Origin of the sequence: Mycobacterium sp. MAC_080597_8934 (assembly GCF_000523975.1) — a bacterium.
In the GTDB taxonomy this organism is placed as follows: domain Bacteria; phylum Actinomycetota; class Actinomycetes; order Mycobacteriales; family Mycobacteriaceae; genus Mycobacterium; species Mycobacterium avium.
Genome location: NZ_JAOS01000019.1, coordinates 57,475 through 72,797, shown reverse-complemented (window position 1 = coordinate 72,797; position 15,323 = coordinate 57,475). Strand labels below are relative to the sequence as shown.

The following is a 15,323-nucleotide window of genomic DNA, read 5'->3' as shown; positions in this document are numbered from 1 at the left end:
TCGAATATGAGCCTGCCGTTCCTCGGCCCAATGTCGTTGTCGGGCTTCGAACATTCGTGGTTCTTCCTGTTCCTGCTCGTCGTCGCCGGGCTGGCGGCGCTCTACATCTTGATGCAGTTGGCGCGGCAGCGGCGCATGCTGCGGTTCGCCAACATGGAGCTGCTGGAAAGCGTCGCGCCCAAGCGGCCGTCCACGTGGCGGCATCTGCCGGCGATCCTGCTGGTGGCCTCGCTGGTGCTGTTCACCATCGCGATGGCGGGCCCGACGAACGACGTCCGGATTCCCCGCAACCGCGCGGTGGTGATGCTGGTGATCGACGTGTCGCAGTCGATGCGGGCCACCGACGTCGCGCCCAACCGGATGGCGGCCGCCCAGGAGGCGGCCAAGCAGTTCGCCGACGAGCTGACCCCCGGTATCAACCTGGGGCTGATCGCCTATGCCGGGACCGCGACGGTGCTGGTGTCGCCGACGACCAACCGGGAGGCCACCAAGAACGCGTTGGACAAGCTGCAGTTTGCCGACCGCACCGCCACCGGCGAGGGCATCTTCACCGCCCTGCAGGCGATCGCGACGGTGGGCGCGGTGATCGGCGGCGGCGACAAGCCGCCGCCGGCGCGCATCGTGTTGTTCTCCGACGGCAAGGAGACGATGCCGACCAATCCGGACAACCCGAAGGGCGCCTTCACCGCCGCGCGCACCGCCAAGGATCAGGGCGTGCCGATCTCGACCATCTCGTTCGGCACCCCGTACGGGTTCGTGGAGATCAACGACCAGCGCCAGCCGGTGCCGGTCGATGACGAGACGTTGAAGAAGGTGGCCCAGCTCTCCGGCGGAAACGCTTACAACGCAGCGTCATTGCAGGAGCTGAAGTCGGTGTACGCGACGCTGCAGCAGCAGATCGGCTACGAGACCATCAAGGGCGACGCGAGCGTGGGCTGGGTGCGGCTGGGTGCGTTGGTGCTGGCGCTGGCCGCGCTGACCGCGCTGCTCATCAACCGCCGCCTGCCCACCTAGGTGGGGCGCGCCCGCCGGGCGCGCCCTCTTCGCCGCGCTGCGCCCTCTTCGCCGGGCGCGCCCTCTTCGCCGCGCTCGTAACGCCACGGCGGAATCTCGGCCGGATTTCCGCCGTGGCGTTACGAGCGGCGTCGCCGGACGTCGCGCACCCGGCGGATGATCTCGTCGGGACGGTCCTCGGCGATGACCCGTACGACGATCCACCCGTACCGCTCGAGCATCTCGAGCCGGCGGATGTCTTTGACGTACTGATAGCGGCTCGCCCGATGCTGGTCGCCGTCATACTCCGCGGCGACCTTGATCTCTTCCCATCCCATGTCCAAATACGCCTCGGCCCAACCCCATTCGTTGCGCACCGGGATCTGCGTCTGCGGCCGCGGGAACCCGGCGTCGATCAGCAGCACCCGCAGCCAGCTCTCTTTGGGCGACTGGGCGCCGCCGTCGACCAGTGCCAATGCCGCTCTGGCCGCCTTGATGTCATGCCGACCGCGGTAGCGGTCCACGAGCAGCTCGACGTCCGCCATCTTCAGCTCCGTCGCCTGCACCAGGGGCGTCGATGGCGGCGACCGCCACGCCCATGGGATGGCGGCGCGCCAGGTCAAGCGCGGTGCGCGCCGGCGTGGTGACCGCCATGCCGTCGACGACGGTGATCTCGTCGCACTCGATGCGCTCCTCCCAAACCCGCACCCCGCGGGCGTGACGGCGATTGGTGTCGATGATCTCGGCCGGCCGCGCCGCGTCGATCCACTTCGAACCGTGCAGCGCGGCGGCCGAGAAACCCGCCAGCACGCCGCGCCGGCGCGACCGCAGCCATGCCGCCTTCGCCCGCACCACCGCCGTCAACTCGGCGTCGCGAGCGACATACACGTCCCGGTGCAGCGCGACGTACCGGCTGCGCAACTCGTGGCGAGACAGCAACCGCGCGGCCAGGGCTTCGCTGCCCAGGAAGGGGTCCGTCATGGCGAAAGTGTGCTGCGCCACACCGACACCGTGGCGCGCTCGTAACGCCACGGCGCAAACTCGCCCGGATTTCCGCCCTGGCGTTACGAGCGGGGCCAGCCGGTTTCCGGGCCGATCAGCCGAGGCGATAGGTTGACGGGGTGACTGACACGGCCACCGAGAACACCACCGAAAGTGCCGCCGACTACGGCAGACCGGCATTCGTCTCCCGCTCCGTCCTGGTGACCGGAGGAAACCGGGGCATCGGTCTGGCGATCGCCCAGCGGCTGGCCGCCGACGGCCACAAGGTGGCCGTCACGCACCGCGGATCCGGGGCGCCCGACGGGCTGTTCGGTGTCGAGTGCGACGTCACCGACAACGACGCCGTCGACCGCGCCTTCACAGAGGTGGAGGAGCACCAGGGGCCGGTCGAGGTGCTGGTGTCCAACGCCGGTATCTCCAAGGACGCATTCCTGATCCGGATGACGGAGGAGCGGTTCACCGAGGTCATCAACGCCAACCTGACCGGGGCGTTCCGGGTGACCCAGCGCGCGGCGCGCAGCATGCAGAAGAAGCGGTTCGGCCGCATCATCTACATCGGCTCGGTGTCCGGCATGTGGGGCATCGGCAACCAGTCCAATTACGCGGCCGCCAAGGCCGGCCTGATCGGGATGGCCCGCTCGATCTCCCGCGAACTGTCCAAGGCGGGTGTGACCGCCAACGTCGTCGCGCCCGGTTACATTGACACGGAGATGACCCGCGCGCTGGACGAGCGGATCCAGGCGGGCGCACTGGAGTTCATCCCGGCCAAGCGGGTCGGTACCGCCGCGGAGGTCGCCGGGGCCGTCAGCTTCCTGGCCTCCGAGGATGCCAGTTACATCGCCGGCGCGGTGATCCCCGTCGACGGCGGTATGGGCATGGGCCACTGATTCCAACCAGCACACAAGGACATTAAGGACGGACATGGCAGGACTGCTCGACGGCAAACGGATCCTGGTCACCGGGATCATCACCGACTCGTCGATCGCGTTTCACATCGCCAAGGTGGCCCAGGAGGCGGGGGCGCAGTTGGTGCTGACCGGCTTCGACCGGCTGCGGCTGATCCAGCGCATCGTCGACCGGCTGCCGGAGAAGGCCCCGTTGATCGAGCTCGACGTGCAGAACGAGGAGCACCTGAACACCCTGGCCCAGCGGGTGACCGCCGAGATCGGCGAGGGCAACAGGCTCGACGGGGTGGTGCACTCGATCGGCTTCATGCCGCAGACCGGCATGGGCATCAACCCGTTCTTCGACGCGCCGTACGAGGATGTCTCCAAAGGCATTCATATCTCGGCGTATTCGTACGCCTCGCTGGCCAAGGCGCTGCTGCCGATCATGAACCCCGGCGGGTCGATCGTGGGTATGGACTTCGACCCCAGCCGGGCGATGCCGGCCTACAACTGGATGACGGTCGCGAAGAGCGCGCTGGAGTCGGTCAACCGGTTCGTGGCGCGGGAGGCCGGGCCGCACGGCGTGCGCTCGAATCTCGTTGCGGCGGGCCCGATCCGCACGCTGGCGATGGCCGGGATCGTCGGCGGCGTGCTCGGCGACCAGGCGGCCGAGCAGATCCGGCTGCTGGAGGAGGGCTGGGATCAGCGGGCCCCGATCGGCTGGAACATGAAGGACCCCACCCCGGTGGCCAAGACGGTGTGCGCGCTGCTGTCCGACTGGCTGCCGGCCACCACCGGCACCATCATCTACGCCGACGGCGGCGCCAGCACCCAATTGCTGTAGACGGCAATGGATTTCGACGCCGTCCTGCTGCTGTCCTTCGGCGGGCCGGAAGGGCCCGAGCAGGTTCGGCCGTTCTTGGAGAACGTCACCCGGGGCCGCGGCGTGCCGCCGGAACGTCTCGACCACGTCGCCGAGCACTACCTGCATTTCGGCGGGGTGTCACCGATCAACGGCATCAACCGCGCGCTGATCGAGCAGCTGCGGGCCGCCCAGGACCTGCCCGTCTACTTCGGCAACCGCAACTGGGAGCCCTACGTCGAAGACACGGTGAAGGTCATGCGCGACAACGGGATTCGGCGCGCCGCGGTGTTCACCACCTCCGCCTGGAGCGGCTACTCCAGCTGCACGCAGTACGTCGAGGACATCGCCCGGGCGCGCACCGCGGCCGGGCCGGGCGCGCCCGAACTGGTCAAGCTGCGGCCGTATTTCGACCATCCGCTGTTCGTGGAGATGTTCGCCGGCGCGATCGCCGACGCGGCGGCGAAGGTACCCGCGGGGGCGCGTCTGGTGTTCACCGCGCATTCGGTCCCGGTGGCCGCGGACGAGCGCGTGGGGCCGCGACTGTACAGCCGCCAAGTCGCTTATGCCGCAAGGCTTGTGGCGGCCGCCGCCGGGTACGCCGAGCACGACCTGGTGTGGCAGTCGCGCTCCGGGCCACCCCAGGTCCGCTGGCTCGAACCCGACGTCGCCGACCATCTGCGCGCCCTGGCCGAATCCGGCACCCGGGCCGTCATCGTCTGCCCAATCGGGTTCGTGGCCGACCACATCGAGGTGGTGTGGGACCTCGACGAGGAGCTGCGCGCGCAGGCCGAGTCGGCGGGGATGCTGATGGCGCGCGCGTCGACGCCCAACGCCCAGCCGCGTTTCGCGCGGTTGGCGGCCGACCTGATCGACGAATTGCGTTGCGGCCGAACGCCCGCCCGGGTGACCGGCCCCGACCAGGTGCCCGGTTGTCTGGCCAGCGTCAACGGTGCACCGTGCCGGCCGCCGCACTGCGCGGCCCAAGCTACCGGCTAGAACCTAATCGCCCCAGGCGGAATGCAGGATCGCGGTGACCGCGGCCATCCGCGCCGAACGCACCACCGCGGTGAGCGGCCGCAGCGCATCGCCGGCGATGCGCGCCTCCGACGACGATTGTGTGCCAAGCGGTTCCAGGCCAGCGGCGATCGGCGCGGCGAATCGGTCCGGCGAATCCGACCGGCTCAGCCCGGCGCTCACCGCAATGATGGCGTCGACGTGCGCGGCGTTCTCCAGCACCCGCAACGCGCGCGACGGCGCGTGATCCGGAATGCGGTGCTGCCGTGCCGATTCCAGCAACTGCTCGACCAGCCCCCGTGGGTCGTCGACGTCGGACGCGGCCGAGCCGAGGCCGATGGCGCCCAGCGTCTCGGCGGCCGAGCGCACCGCGGAGCGCAACGTGTACTCGGCGTCGCCGAGCTCGTGATGGTCCAGCACCGGCGCCCCGGGCAGCGAATAGACCGTCCAGCTCAGCGCGCACAATTCGGTCAGCGCGTAGTCCTGGGACCCATCGTCGTCGTCGGCGTAACAGAATTCGGGGACCAGCCCGACGGCGGCGCCGGGCTGGTGCGGATTGCTGACGATCACCGCCTCGCCGGCGGCCAGCGCGTCCTGCTCGAACTGGGTGCCGGGGGCCAGCCCGCGCACATCGCCCGGTACCGGCAAAACCACGTTGATCGTCCCGCGCATCAGTCCGGAGCCCACCGGCACGCCGATCGCGGCGCGCAGCGTCTGCAGCAGCGTGACCGTCCCGGCGTCGTGCACGTCGGGCCACGGCAGCCCGGTGTGGCCCGCGGCGACGGCATCATACGCGGTCACCGATTGCTTTGGCGCCCAAACGGATAACGCGTCGAGGACGTCGTCGGGCGCGGCCTTGCCGGCGAGCCAGGCATTGGCCCACAGGGACAGCGAAACACTGGGACACCACACGAGAAGGCAGTGTAGTTGTTTTGCCCCGGGAAGGCCGATCACGCGTATTCTTGCCGCATGCACGCCGCGGTGCTTTGGCTAATATTCGCGCTGGTGCTGGCCGGTGCGGAGGCCCTTACCGGCCATCTGTTCCTGGTGATGCTCGGCGGGGGCGCGCTGGCCGCGGCGCTGACCAGTTGGCTGACCGATTTCCCGGTGTGGCTGAACGGGACGGTGTTCCTGGTCGTCTCGGTGCTGCTGCTGGTGGTGGTGCGCCCGCCGCTGCGGCGCCGGCTGACCCCGGCCGCGGTGCCGCAGCTGGGCATCGAGGCGCTGGAGGGCAAAACCGCGCTGGTGCTCGAGCGGGTCGCCCGCGACCGCGGCCAGGTGAAGCTGGACGGCCAGGTGTGGACGGCGCGTCCGCTCGACGAGAACGACGTCTACGAACCCGGTGAGCCGGTCACCGTCATGCAGATCGACGGCGCCACCGCAGTGGTCTTCAAGAGCAGTCTTTAGCGAAAAGGGCTGCAAGAGAAAGGAATTCCAATGCAAGGTGCGGTTGCTGGTTTGGTGCTGCTGGCCGTTCTGGTGATCTTCGCCATCGTGGTGGTGGCCAAGTCGGTCGCGCTGATACCCCAGGCGGAGGCCGCGGTGATCGAACGCCTGGGTCGGTACAGCCGTACGGTCAGCGGGCAGCTGACGCTGCTGGTGCCGTTCATCGACCGGATCCGGGCCCGGGTGGATCTGCGGGAGCGGGTGGTGTCGTTCCCGCCCCAGCCGGTGATCACCGAGGACAACCTGACGCTGAACATCGACACCGTCGTCTACTTCCAGGTCACCGTTCCCCAGGCGGCCGTCTACGAGATCAGCAACTACATCGTCGGCGTCGAACAGCTCACCACCACCACGCTGCGCAACGTGGTCGGCGGCATGACGCTGGAGCAGACGCTGACCTCCCGCGACCAGATCAACGGGCAGCTGCGCGGCGTGCTGGACGAGGCCACCGGCCGGTGGGGCCTGCGGGTGGCGCGGGTGGAGCTGCGCAGCATCGACCCGCCGCCGTCGATCCAGGCGTCGATGGAAAAGCAGATGAAGGCCGACCGCGAGAAGCGGGCGATGATCCTGACCGCCGAGGGCATGCGCGAGTCGGCGATCAAGGAGGCCGAGGGCCAGAAGCAGGCGCAGATCCTGGCCGCCGAGGGCGCCAAGCAGGCCGCGATCCTGGCGGCCGAGGCCGACCGGCAGTCCCGGATGCTGCGCGCCCAGGGTGAGCGGGCCGCGGCCTACCTGCAGGCGCAGGGCCAGGCCAAGGCCATCGAGAAGACGTTCGCCGCGATCAAGGCCGGCCGGCCCACCCCGGAGATGCTGGCCTACCAGTACCTGCAGACGCTGCCGGAGATGGCGCGCGGCGACGCCAACAAGGTGTGGGTGGTGCCCAGCGACTTCAGCGCGGCGCTGCAGGGATTCACCAAGCTGCTGGGCACGCCGGGCCAGGACGGGGTGTTCCGGTTCCAGCCGTCGCCGGTCGAGGACGTGCCCAAGCACAGCGCCGACGACGACGCCGACGTCGCGGACTGGTTCTCCACCGAGACCGATCCGGCGATCGCGCAGGCGGTGGCCAAGGCCGAGGCGATCGCCCGCCAGCCGGCGGACGGCCCGACGGGGGAGCTGACCCAATAGCCTCCCTAGGATTGCCGCATGAGTGCGTTGACTTCACCGAAGACCTACGCGGCGCTGGGCGTGTTCCACGCCGTCGACGCGGTCGCGTGCGGCGTCCAGGTCGCCCCGATCCGCAAAACCCTTGACAACCTGGGTGTTCCGGACAACATCCGGCCGGTGCTGCCGGTCGTGAAGGCGGCCGCGGCGGTCGGTTTGCTGTCGGTCACCCGCTTTCCCGGGCTGGCCCGGCTGACGACGGCGATGCTGACGCTGTACTTCGTGCTCGCGGTCGGCGCGCACGTGCGGGTGCGCGACAAGGTCGTCAACGGTCTTCCGGCCGCGCTGTTTGTGGCGTTGTTCGCCGCGATGACGGTGCGGGGGCCCGACGAGAGCTAATCGAGGCGCAACTCGACCATCGGCAGCGGGGTGCCGGTGTCAGTGATCGGCACGCCGAGCGTCTCTTCCAGCACGGGCCGCATCCGCTGCCACGCCCGCGGGTGACGGGTGCGGTAGGCCGCCAGGGCGCGGTCGGCCTCGGCTTGGTCGAGGACGCGCGCGGTGGCGGCCCGGGGCGGATGGCTGCCGGCGTACACCCGGACCCGTGGATTGGCCCGAATGTTGCGGAACCACTGGGCTTTTCGGCCGAAGCCCGAGGCGACGACGTAGACGTCGGGCGACGGGTGGTCGACGACCTCCAACGCCGCGTAGCGCGGCGCCCCGGACTTTCGGCCGACGTGTTCGAGCAGCAGGATGCGTGATCCGAACACCGCGCCCCCGCGAGCGCGGTAGATCCAGATCGGTGCCCGCATCAGCCGGCGCGACCGCAGCAGCCGCGCGGCGATGCTGGCGGAAAGCGACGAGGCTCGGGCGGCCGACACGCCTCCCATCTTGCCCTCAGGGGCGCGGCGAGGGCGGCGGCGGCGTCGGGAACGCCTCGCCCGGTGGTGGCGGCGGGAAGCCGTGCGGGGTCCCGGCGGCCCGTGCAGCGGCGGGGGCGGCATCGGGGTGCGGCCCACATCGGCGGCGGCCCGGGCGGCGGCGGCGGCGGGCCGGGCGGTCCGACGCTGATGATCCAGGCGAAGGCGATGGCCGCCACGGTGCCGACCGCGCCGAGCAGCGCGCCCGCCACGCCGGCGCCGATCACCACGCCGGTGGAGTGGCGTCGCTCGGGCGGTTGGTGCGCGGCCGGCGGCGGCGCGGGTGTTGTGGTGCTGATGTCGTCGTTCGTGGTCATGGTCGCGACGGTAGGAGCCGCAGCTGAAGTGGATCTGAAGGAAGGGCTGTCCGCTGAGCCCCAGGCGCCACTTGCGTTTCCCGAGGAGAGAAGCGGTGTTGTGCCCGCCTCACAGCGACAACGCGTTTCCGCAGGTCAGACGTCCTAACGAGGTTGTCGCTGTGAGGCGGGCACTTGACACACCCCCACTTCTTGGTGCCAACGGGGCGTTTGGTGCCGACGGGGCAGGATTGGTGCCGACGGGGCAGGATTGGTGCCAACGGGGCGGGATGCGACGCCGGCGCACCGACGCCTTCAGGTTGGTTTCAGCACCGGCGCCGACAATGGTGGCCATGACGGATTGTCTCCGCGGGGCGGCCGGCCAATTCACCGTCGGCACCCCGCGGGTGCTGGTCGTCGAGGACTCCGAGACCATCCGCGAGATGGTCAGCGAGGCGCTCACCGAGGTCGGCTACCACACCGAGGCCCGCCGCGACGGCGAGCGACTCGAAGAGCTGCTCGACGGCATCCGGCCCGACCTGGTGGTGCTCGACGTGATGCTGCCCGGACGCGACGGGTTCGCGCTGATCGACGTGATCCGCGACTGGGGCGACATCGGCATCGTGCTGATCACCGCCCGCGACGGCCTGCCGGACCGGCTGCGCGGCCTGGACGGCGGCGCCGACGACTACGTCATCAAGCCCTTCGAGCTGGCCGAGCTGGTGTCGCGGGTCGGCGCGGTGCTGCGCCGGCGGGGACGGCTGCCACAGGTGATCCAGGTCGGCGACGTCACGCTGGACCCCGGCGCCGGAGTCGCCGCGCGCGGCGGTCACCGGCTGGACCTGACCGCCACCGAGCTGCGCGTGCTGACATTTCTGGTGGAGCAGCGCGGCCGGATCGTCAGCGCCGGCCAGATCCTCAACGGGGTGTGGGGTTACGACGCCTACGACCCTAACCTGGTGCAGGTTCACGTCAGCGGGCTGCGGCGCAAGCTCGAGGCGCACGGCCCGCGGATCCTGCACACCGTCCGCGGCATCGGCTACCGTCTGCAACCCGAGCGGTCATGACGCCGACGCCGTCGCTGCAACGCCGGGTGACGCTGGTGGTGCTGGCGCTGTTGACCGTGCTGCTGGTGGTGCTCGGCGTCACCATCGACGTCACGATGGGCGTGCTCGCCCGCCGCAACCTGCACGACCGGCTGCTCGCCGCGACGTCGCGGGCCGACGCGCTGAGCGCCGCGCACACCGCCCCCGACCTGCTCGCCGCCGAGCTCAACGGCGGCGGGATCCGCGCGCTCGTCGTCACCGCGGACGGCCAGGCCTACGGGGACCGCGTGATCAGCCCCCACCTGGCCGAGGGCCGGTCGAACCGCCCCCGCCGTACCCGCCGCCGTTACCGCCGCCTTATCCGCCGCCGGGCTACCCGCCGCCGTACCCACCGCCCTATCCGCCCCCGCCCGGCCCGCCGCCGGATACGACTGCGACGGCCGTCGTGCACCCGTTGCCCGACGGCGCGCGGCTGATCCTGGTCGCCGACACCACGCAAACCACTCAGGTCACCCGGCAACTGCGGGGTCTGATGATCGCCGCCGGCATCGTGACCCTGCTGATCGCGGCGCTGCTGTTGATCGCGGTCAGCCGGGCGGCCCTGCGCCCGCTGGACCGGCTCACCGCGCTGGCCAACGCCATCACCACCGGGGACCGCGGCCGCCGGTTGCGCCCACACCGCGCCGACACCGAACTAGGCCGCGCCGCAAGCGCTTTCGACACAATGCTGGACGCCCTGGAGATGTCGGAACGCCGGGCCCAACAGGCCGCCGAGGCCGCCCAGCGCGCCGAGACGGCGACCCGGCGCTTCCTCGTCGACGCCGCCCACGAGCTGCGCACCCCGATCGCCGGCATGCAGGTCGCCGCCGAGCAACTCGCGCACGGCGCCTCCGAACACCCCGACGACGGGCAATACCGTCGGGCCGGCCTGCTGCTCTCCGACGCGCGCCGCGCCGGGCGACTCGTCAACGACATGCTGGACCTGAGCCGCATCGACGCCGGGCTCCCGCTGGAACTGCACGACGTCGACGTCGCCGCCGTGCTGCGCGACGAAGCCGACCGGGCGGCCCTGCTGGCACCCCAAATCGGCGTGCGCCGCACGGGACTCACCGCGCTGAACGTCCGGGCCGACGCCACCCGGCTGTCGCAGATCGTGTCCAACCTGCTCGACAACGCCCGCCGCTACACCCCGGCCGGCGGCGCCATCGAGATCGACCTGCGCGCCGGCGACGGCGCCGCCGAGATCACCGTCACCGACACCGGCCCGGGCATCCCGGACGACGAGCGGGAGCACATTTTCGACCGGCTGGTGCGCCTGGATGCCGGCCGCGCCCGCGACCACGGCGGCGCCGGGCTGGGCCTGGCCATCGCCCGGGCGCTGGCCCGCGCGCACGGCGGCGACCTGGTGTGCCTGCCGCATCGGGGCGGCGCCCGGTTCCGGCTCACGTTGCCGCGGGCGACCACACAGTGAACGGTGGCCGCCTCGAATGCTCGAGGCGGCCACCCGTCTACGCATCACCAGCCCGGCGGTGGCGGAGGCCCGCCCGGCCCACCCGGCGGCGGGCCCAGCGGTCCACCCGGCGGCGGGGGCGGTCCACCCGGTCCACCCGGCCCGCCCGGGCCGCCCGGCCCCGGCCCCCACGGCTGTCCCGGGCCCGGCGGCGGTGGCGGGGGATCCGCGCTCGCCACCGCGGCGCCGAAGCCCGCCGCGGCCACCCCGAGCGCTCCCGCGATCAACGAACCAGCGATCGCTTGTCTCATCCTCACTATGTCCCTCCATCCTCGATCGGCGCAGCGCGAAAACGGCGGTCCCGCACCGTATTACCAGTCACCAGCAGACGGTAGGGCGCCAGCCTGAAGCCAAGCTGAAGACGAACGAATCAGCGCGGCGCCGACGGTGCCGTCACCATGGTCAGCCGCCATGTGTCCAGCCACGGCCGCACCAGCTCGGCGACCGAGAATTTGGCCCGGGCCGCGCACCCGGCCTTGCGGGTGTAGGGGTCACCGCCGCGGATGAGGATGCCGACGGCGCTGACGGTGCCGTCGTTCTCGTACCGGTACACCGGCCCGCCCGAATCGCCGCACTGGCCGCCGGCCAGGAATTTCACCTTGCTGCCGGTGATCTCGACGATCTGCCCGCAGGCGTCCGCGCCCGAGCCCATGCCGAACTTGCACAGCTGTTGTCCCACTTGCAGATTGGCGGCGACGCCGGACACCGGCACCGACGCCGCGATCGCCGGCGACTGTGGCACGTTGTCGCCGTCCAGGATGATCAAACCGATGTCGTGCTGTTCGTCGTGCACGCCCTCGCTGATCGTCTGGCTGAACGTGCCCAGGGTCGCGTAGGGCAGCACGCCGCCTAGGTTCATCGTCACCTTGCTCGGCTCGCCGGGACGGTTGCAGTGGCCAGCGGTGAGAATGCCGGCCTGGCCGCTGCTGGTGTGCACCAAAAACCCTGCGGTGCAACCCATTCCACCGGAGCCGTCAGTGTAGTCGACGTAGATCCCGGCGCCCGGGCCGATGGCGCTGGCCGCGGGCAGGTCGATCGGCGCCAGCACGGGCGGCGGGGTGGGCTGCTGCGCTGGCGTGGCCGCCCTCGGCAGCAGGCACACCGCGGCCACCAGCGCGGTGATGCTGCACACCGCCGCCAGGGTGAGCAAGGTGGTGTGGGTGCGCGGACGCGGCGGCAGCACATCGGTGGCGGGGAAAGCGCCCGGCTTGCGCCGCCGTTCGGCGCGGCCGGGCAGAAAACCCAACACGGCCAGCACCGCGAGCACCAGCGCGCCGAGCGGCAGCGCAACGGTACGAGCGGGTGAGTATGGCGTCCCCCAGCTGGCGAGCTCCAGCGCGTCCACGCTCACCATTAGATCGATCTTTGCCGCATCGCGCGGCGCTCTCAGCGAAGTCGCTCAGCGAAATTCGGTGTCAGCCGATGGTGGCCGGCTCGGGGGAGGGCTCGTCGTCGCGGTGCCGGTGTGCGCGGCGGTGGTGCCGGCGGAAGTGGCGGATCTCGATGATCAGCCCGGTCAGCCCGAGCGCGCTGGTGAGCGCCGACACCAGGTACAGCAGCGACGAGGGGTGACCGGCCAGCGCGTCGCCGAGGATCACCACCGCGGCGGTGCCGGGCAGCAACCCGGTCAGGGTGGCCAGCCCATAGGGCAGCACCCGCACACTCGACGCACCCGCGGCGTAGTTCAGCGCCGTGAACGGGACCGCCGGGATCAGCCGCAGCGACACGATCGCCAGCCAGCCCCGCTGCCGCAGCCGCTCTTCCACCGTGTCCATCGACCGGTGCCGCACCAGCCGGGTCAACCGCCAGCCGGCCGCGCGCACCAGCAGCATCGCGATCATCGCGCTCGCGGTGCTGGCGGCCACCGCGATGGCCACCCCCAGCAGCGGGCCGAACAGCAGCCCGGCCGCCAGGGTGAACGCGGTGCGCGGCACGGGCACCACCGTCACCACGATGTGCGCGAGCAGAAACGCCAGCGGGAACCACGGCCCGACGGACTGCGCCCAGTCGCGCATCTGCACCGGCGAGGGCAGCGGGATCAACGACGCCAGCACCACCAGCGCTGTGATGCCCGCCACTGTCCAGGCGATCCGCGACCGGGACACACCGCGCGCGGCCGCGCCGATCGCGCAGCCGAGATCGCGCAGTGTTTCGGCGATTTTGCTGGTGGCGGAACCCGTCACGCCTTCCAAGATTACGGGGCGCAGGTGAATCCAGCGTTTCCCGCGGCTGGCGTTTCCCTCCAAATCCGGACCGCGCGGGCCGGCCGGCGGTTTTCAGCGCGGAGCCCCGATCAATTAGCCTCGGTAGTCAAGTGGTATCCCCAAAGCTGTTGCCCAAATGCTGGGAAAAGGGAGCAATCGGTGTCCATTGATGTACCCGAACTCGCCGACCTGGAACAGGTTCGCGGGCGTTGGCGCAGTGCGGTTGCCGGAGTGCTGGCCAAAAGCACCCGGAAGGACCCCGAGCAGTTGGGGGACGCGCCGGAGCGGCTGCTGGAAACCCCGACCTACGACGGGATCGCGATCCGCGCGCTCTACACCGCGCTCGACGAGCTGCCCGAACCACCGCTGCCGGGCGAGTGGCCGTTCGTGCGCGGCGGCGACGCGCTGCGCGACGTCAGGTCCGGCTGGAAGGTCGCCGAGGCGTTCCCGGCCACCCCGGTGCCCGGCGTCGCGGCCAAGGACATCAACTCCGCGGTGCTCGACGCGCTGGGCAACGGCGCCGGCGCCGTGCTGCTGCGGATCGGCGAGTCGGGCGTGGCGCCCGACCAGGTGGCCGACAGCCTGCAGGGCGTCTACCTGAGCATGGCGCCGCTGATCCTGGAGGCCGGCGCCGACTACCCGGGGGCCAGCGACGCGGTGCTGGGCCTGGCCGACGAGATCGAACCCGACCAGCGCGCCACCGTGTCGATCGACCTGGCCGGCGACCCGCTGACCGCGGCGCTGAGCGGGCGCCCCGCCCCGGAGCTCAAGGACGTGGTCGCCGTCGCCAAGCGGGCCGCCGGTCACACCGGGGTCCGGGCGATCACCGTCGACGGGCCCGCCTTCCACAACCTGGGCGCCAACGCGTCATGGGAGCTGGGCGCCTCGATCGCGGCCGGGGTCAATTACCTGCGGGTGCTCACCGAATCGGGGCTGACGATCGCTGCGGCGTTGCGCCAGATCAGCTTCCGGTTCGCCGCCGACGACGACCAGTTCATGACCATCGCCAAGTTCCGCGCGGCGCGCACGGTGTGGGCGCGGGTGGCCGAGGTGGTCGGCGAGCCGGACGCCGGTGCGGCCGTGGTGCACGCCGAGACGTCGCTGCCGATGATGACTCAGCGGGATCCCTGGGTGAACATGCTGCGCTGCACGCTGGCCGCGTTCGGGGCGGGCGTCGGCGGCGCCGACTCGCTGCTGGTGTTCCCGTTCGATGTGGCCATCGACGGTGGATTCCCGGGCACCGCAACGAGTTTCGCCCGCCGCATCGCCCGCAACACCCAGCTGCTGCTGCTCGAGGAGTCGCACGTGGGCCGGGTGCTGGACCCGGCCGCGGGATCCTGGTTCGTGGAGGACCTCACCCAGCGGCTGGCCGAGCAGGCCTGGCAGCACTTCCAGGCCATCGAGGCGCGCGGGGGATTCGCCGAGGCCCGCGATTTCATCGCCGGCCAGATCGCCGAGATCGCTGCCCGCCGCCGCGACGACATCGCGCATCGGCGGACCGCGATCACCGGCGTCAACGAATTCCCCAACCTCGCCGAACCGGCGCTGCCGCACAGCGATTCGTCCTATTCGCCGCTCGCGGCGGGCAAGCTGATCCGGTACGCCACCGACTTCGAGGCGTTGCGCGACCGCTCCGACGCCTACCTGGCCCGCACCGGCTCGCGCCCGCAGGTGTTGTTGCTGCCGCTGGGGCCGTTGGCCGAGAACAACATTCGCGCGACCTTCGCGTCGAACCTGCTGGCTTCCGGGGGCATCGAGGCGGTCAACCCAGGAACCGTCGACGCCGCCGGCGTCGCTAAGGCCGTCAAAGAAGCGGGATCGCCGGCGGTGGCGGTCATCTGCGGCACCGACAAGCGCTACCAGGACGAGGCGTCGGGCGTCGTGCAGGCAGCGCGCGGCGCCGGCGTCTCCCGGGTCTATCTAGCCGGGCCGGAGAAAGCCGTGGCGGACGCCGAGCACCGGCCGGACCAATTCCTGACCGCGAAAATCAATGCGGTCGAAGCACTGTCGGATCTGCTCACAAGGCTGGGGGCGTAGCT

The 15,323-nt window shown here is 71.0% G+C and carries 14 protein-coding genes and 2 pseudogenes; 10 read left to right on the top strand and 6 right to left on the bottom strand.

What is annotated here, in order from left to right; all coding sequences use genetic code 11:
* Positions 1 to 6 precede the first annotated feature (6 nt).
* Positions 7 to 1,014, top strand: a complete 1,008-nt coding sequence (locus NF20_RS09185; RefSeq protein WP_003876099.1) for a VWA domain-containing protein — start codon at positions 7 to 9, stop codon at positions 1,012 to 1,014.
* Positions 1,015 to 1,133: 119 nt separating this feature from the next.
* Here NF20_RS09185 and NF20_RS09180 read toward each other — a convergent pair.
* Positions 1,134 to 1,974, bottom strand: a pseudogene (locus tag NF20_RS09180) (hypothetical protein).
* A gap of 140 nt (positions 1,975 to 2,114) precedes the next feature.
* Between NF20_RS09180 and fabG1 the strand changes: the two are divergent.
* Genes fabG1 through NF20_RS09165 form a run of 3 tightly spaced genes read left to right on the top strand, consistent with a single transcriptional unit; the run spans position 2,115 to position 4,743 of the window.
* Positions 2,115 to 2,882, top strand: a complete 768-nt coding sequence (gene fabG1, locus NF20_RS09175; protein WP_003876102.1) for a 3-oxoacyl-ACP reductase FabG1 — start codon at positions 2,115 to 2,117, stop codon at positions 2,880 to 2,882.
* Between the two features lie 34 nt (positions 2,883 to 2,916).
* The gene (gene inhA, locus NF20_RS09170; RefSeq protein ID WP_003877667.1) at positions 2,917 to 3,726 is read left to right on the top strand and encodes an NADH-dependent enoyl-ACP reductase InhA; all 810 of its coding nucleotides are present in this window, start codon (positions 2,917 to 2,919) and stop codon (positions 3,724 to 3,726) included.
* A gap of 6 nt (positions 3,727 to 3,732) precedes the next feature.
* Positions 3,733 to 4,743 carry a ferrochelatase gene (locus NF20_RS09165; protein WP_033710650.1) on the top strand — a complete coding sequence of 337 codons (1,011 nt, stop codon included), beginning with the start codon at positions 3,733 to 3,735 and terminating at the stop codon, positions 4,741 to 4,743.
* A gap of 3 nt (positions 4,744 to 4,746) precedes the next feature.
* Here the strand turns inward: NF20_RS09165 and NF20_RS09160 are convergent, their stop codons facing one another.
* Positions 4,747 to 5,673: a hypothetical protein gene (locus NF20_RS09160; protein ID WP_009977543.1), complete on the bottom strand. Its 927-nt coding sequence runs from the start codon at positions 5,671 to 5,673 to the stop codon at positions 4,747 to 4,749.
* Positions 5,674 to 5,730: 57 nt separating this feature from the next.
* Between NF20_RS09160 and NF20_RS09155 the strand changes: the two genes are divergently transcribed.
* Genes NF20_RS09155 through NF20_RS09145 form a run of 3 tightly spaced genes read left to right on the top strand, consistent with a single transcriptional unit; the run spans position 5,731 to position 7,707 of the window.
* Positions 5,731 to 6,168, top strand: coding sequence for an NfeD family protein (locus NF20_RS09155; RefSeq protein WP_019734119.1), 438 nt, complete (start codon positions 5,731 to 5,733; stop codon positions 6,166 to 6,168).
* A gap of 30 nt (positions 6,169 to 6,198) precedes the next feature.
* Complete coding sequence (locus NF20_RS09150) at positions 6,199 to 7,332, top strand: SPFH domain-containing protein (RefSeq protein ID WP_003876107.1); 1,134 nt, start codon at positions 6,199 to 6,201, stop codon at positions 7,330 to 7,332.
* Between the two features lie 18 nt (positions 7,333 to 7,350).
* Positions 7,351 to 7,707, top strand: coding sequence for a DoxX family protein (locus NF20_RS09145; protein ID WP_023869463.1), 357 nt, complete (start codon positions 7,351 to 7,353; stop codon positions 7,705 to 7,707).
* Here NF20_RS09145 and NF20_RS09140 read toward each other — a convergent pair.
* Together NF20_RS09140 and NF20_RS26205 are read right to left on the bottom strand one after the other, a co-directional pair.
* Entirely contained in the window at positions 7,704 to 8,198 is a 495-nt protein-coding gene (locus tag NF20_RS09140; protein WP_033710653.1) for a nitroreductase family deazaflavin-dependent oxidoreductase, read from the bottom strand. The genes NF20_RS09145 and NF20_RS09140 overlap by 4 nt on opposite strands.
* Positions 8,120 to 8,545 carry a hypothetical protein gene (locus tag NF20_RS26205; RefSeq protein ID WP_255343452.1) on the bottom strand — a complete coding sequence of 142 codons (426 nt, stop codon included), beginning with the start codon at positions 8,543 to 8,545 and terminating at the stop codon, positions 8,120 to 8,122. Before NF20_RS26205 ends, NF20_RS09140 begins: the two co-directional genes overlap by 79 nt.
* A gap of 323 nt (positions 8,546 to 8,868) precedes the next feature.
* Between NF20_RS26205 and NF20_RS09130 the strand changes: the two genes are divergently transcribed.
* Positions 8,869 to 9,591, top strand: a complete 723-nt coding sequence (locus NF20_RS09130; protein WP_009977526.1) for a response regulator transcription factor — start codon at positions 8,869 to 8,871, stop codon at positions 9,589 to 9,591.
* A pseudogene (locus NF20_RS09125) lies at positions 9,588 to 11,041 on the top strand (ATP-binding protein). The gene NF20_RS09130 and the pseudogene NF20_RS09125 overlap by 4 nt, the downstream one beginning before the upstream one ends.
* Before the next feature lie 409 nt (positions 11,042 to 11,450).
* Here NF20_RS09125 and NF20_RS09120 read toward each other — a convergent pair.
* Entirely contained in the window at positions 11,451 to 12,434 is a 984-nt protein-coding gene (locus NF20_RS09120) for an endopeptidase (RefSeq protein WP_033710658.1), read from the bottom strand.
* Positions 12,435 to 12,495: 61 nt separating this feature from the next.
* Positions 12,496 to 13,263: a TVP38/TMEM64 family protein gene (locus NF20_RS09115; RefSeq protein ID WP_033710660.1), complete on the bottom strand. Its 768-nt coding sequence runs from the start codon at positions 13,261 to 13,263 to the stop codon at positions 12,496 to 12,498.
* A gap of 180 nt (positions 13,264 to 13,443) precedes the next feature.
* Here NF20_RS09115 and mutA point away from each other — a divergent pair, with 180 nt between their 5' ends.
* Positions 13,444 to 15,321: a methylmalonyl-CoA mutase small subunit gene (gene mutA, locus NF20_RS09110; protein ID WP_033710662.1), complete on the top strand. Its 1,878-nt coding sequence runs from the start codon at positions 13,444 to 13,446 to the stop codon at positions 15,319 to 15,321.
* Positions 15,322 to 15,323: the final 2 nt, after the last annotated feature.

Excerpts from the sequence above, each read along its gene's own strand:
- NF20_RS26205 (WP_255343452.1), bottom strand. The coding sequence starts at position 8,545 with ATGACCACGAACGACGACATCAGCACCACAACACCCGCGCCGCCGCCG.
- NF20_RS09130 (WP_009977526.1), top strand. The coding sequence starts at position 8,869 with ATGGTGGCCATGACGGATTGTCTCCGCGGGGCGGCCGGCCAATTCACC.
- NF20_RS09140 (WP_033710653.1), bottom strand. The coding sequence starts at position 8,198 with ATGGGAGGCGTGTCGGCCGCCCGAGCCTCGTCGCTTTCCGCCAGCATC.
- inhA (WP_003877667.1), top strand. The coding sequence starts at position 2,917 with ATGGCAGGACTGCTCGACGGCAAACGGATCCTGGTCACCGGGATCATC.
- NF20_RS09145 (WP_023869463.1), top strand. The coding sequence starts at position 7,351 with ATGAGTGCGTTGACTTCACCGAAGACCTACGCGGCGCTGGGCGTGTTC.
- NF20_RS09120 (WP_033710658.1), bottom strand. The coding sequence starts at position 12,434 with ATGGTGAGCGTGGACGCGCTGGAGCTCGCCAGCTGGGGGACGCCATAC.
- NF20_RS09165 (WP_033710650.1), top strand. The coding sequence starts at position 3,733 with ATGGATTTCGACGCCGTCCTGCTGCTGTCCTTCGGCGGGCCGGAAGGG.
- NF20_RS09185 (WP_003876099.1), top strand. The coding sequence starts at position 7 with ATGAGCCTGCCGTTCCTCGGCCCAATGTCGTTGTCGGGCTTCGAACAT.
- NF20_RS09150 (WP_003876107.1), top strand. The coding sequence starts at position 6,199 with ATGCAAGGTGCGGTTGCTGGTTTGGTGCTGCTGGCCGTTCTGGTGATC.
- NF20_RS09155 (WP_019734119.1), top strand. The coding sequence starts at position 5,731 with ATGCACGCCGCGGTGCTTTGGCTAATATTCGCGCTGGTGCTGGCCGGT.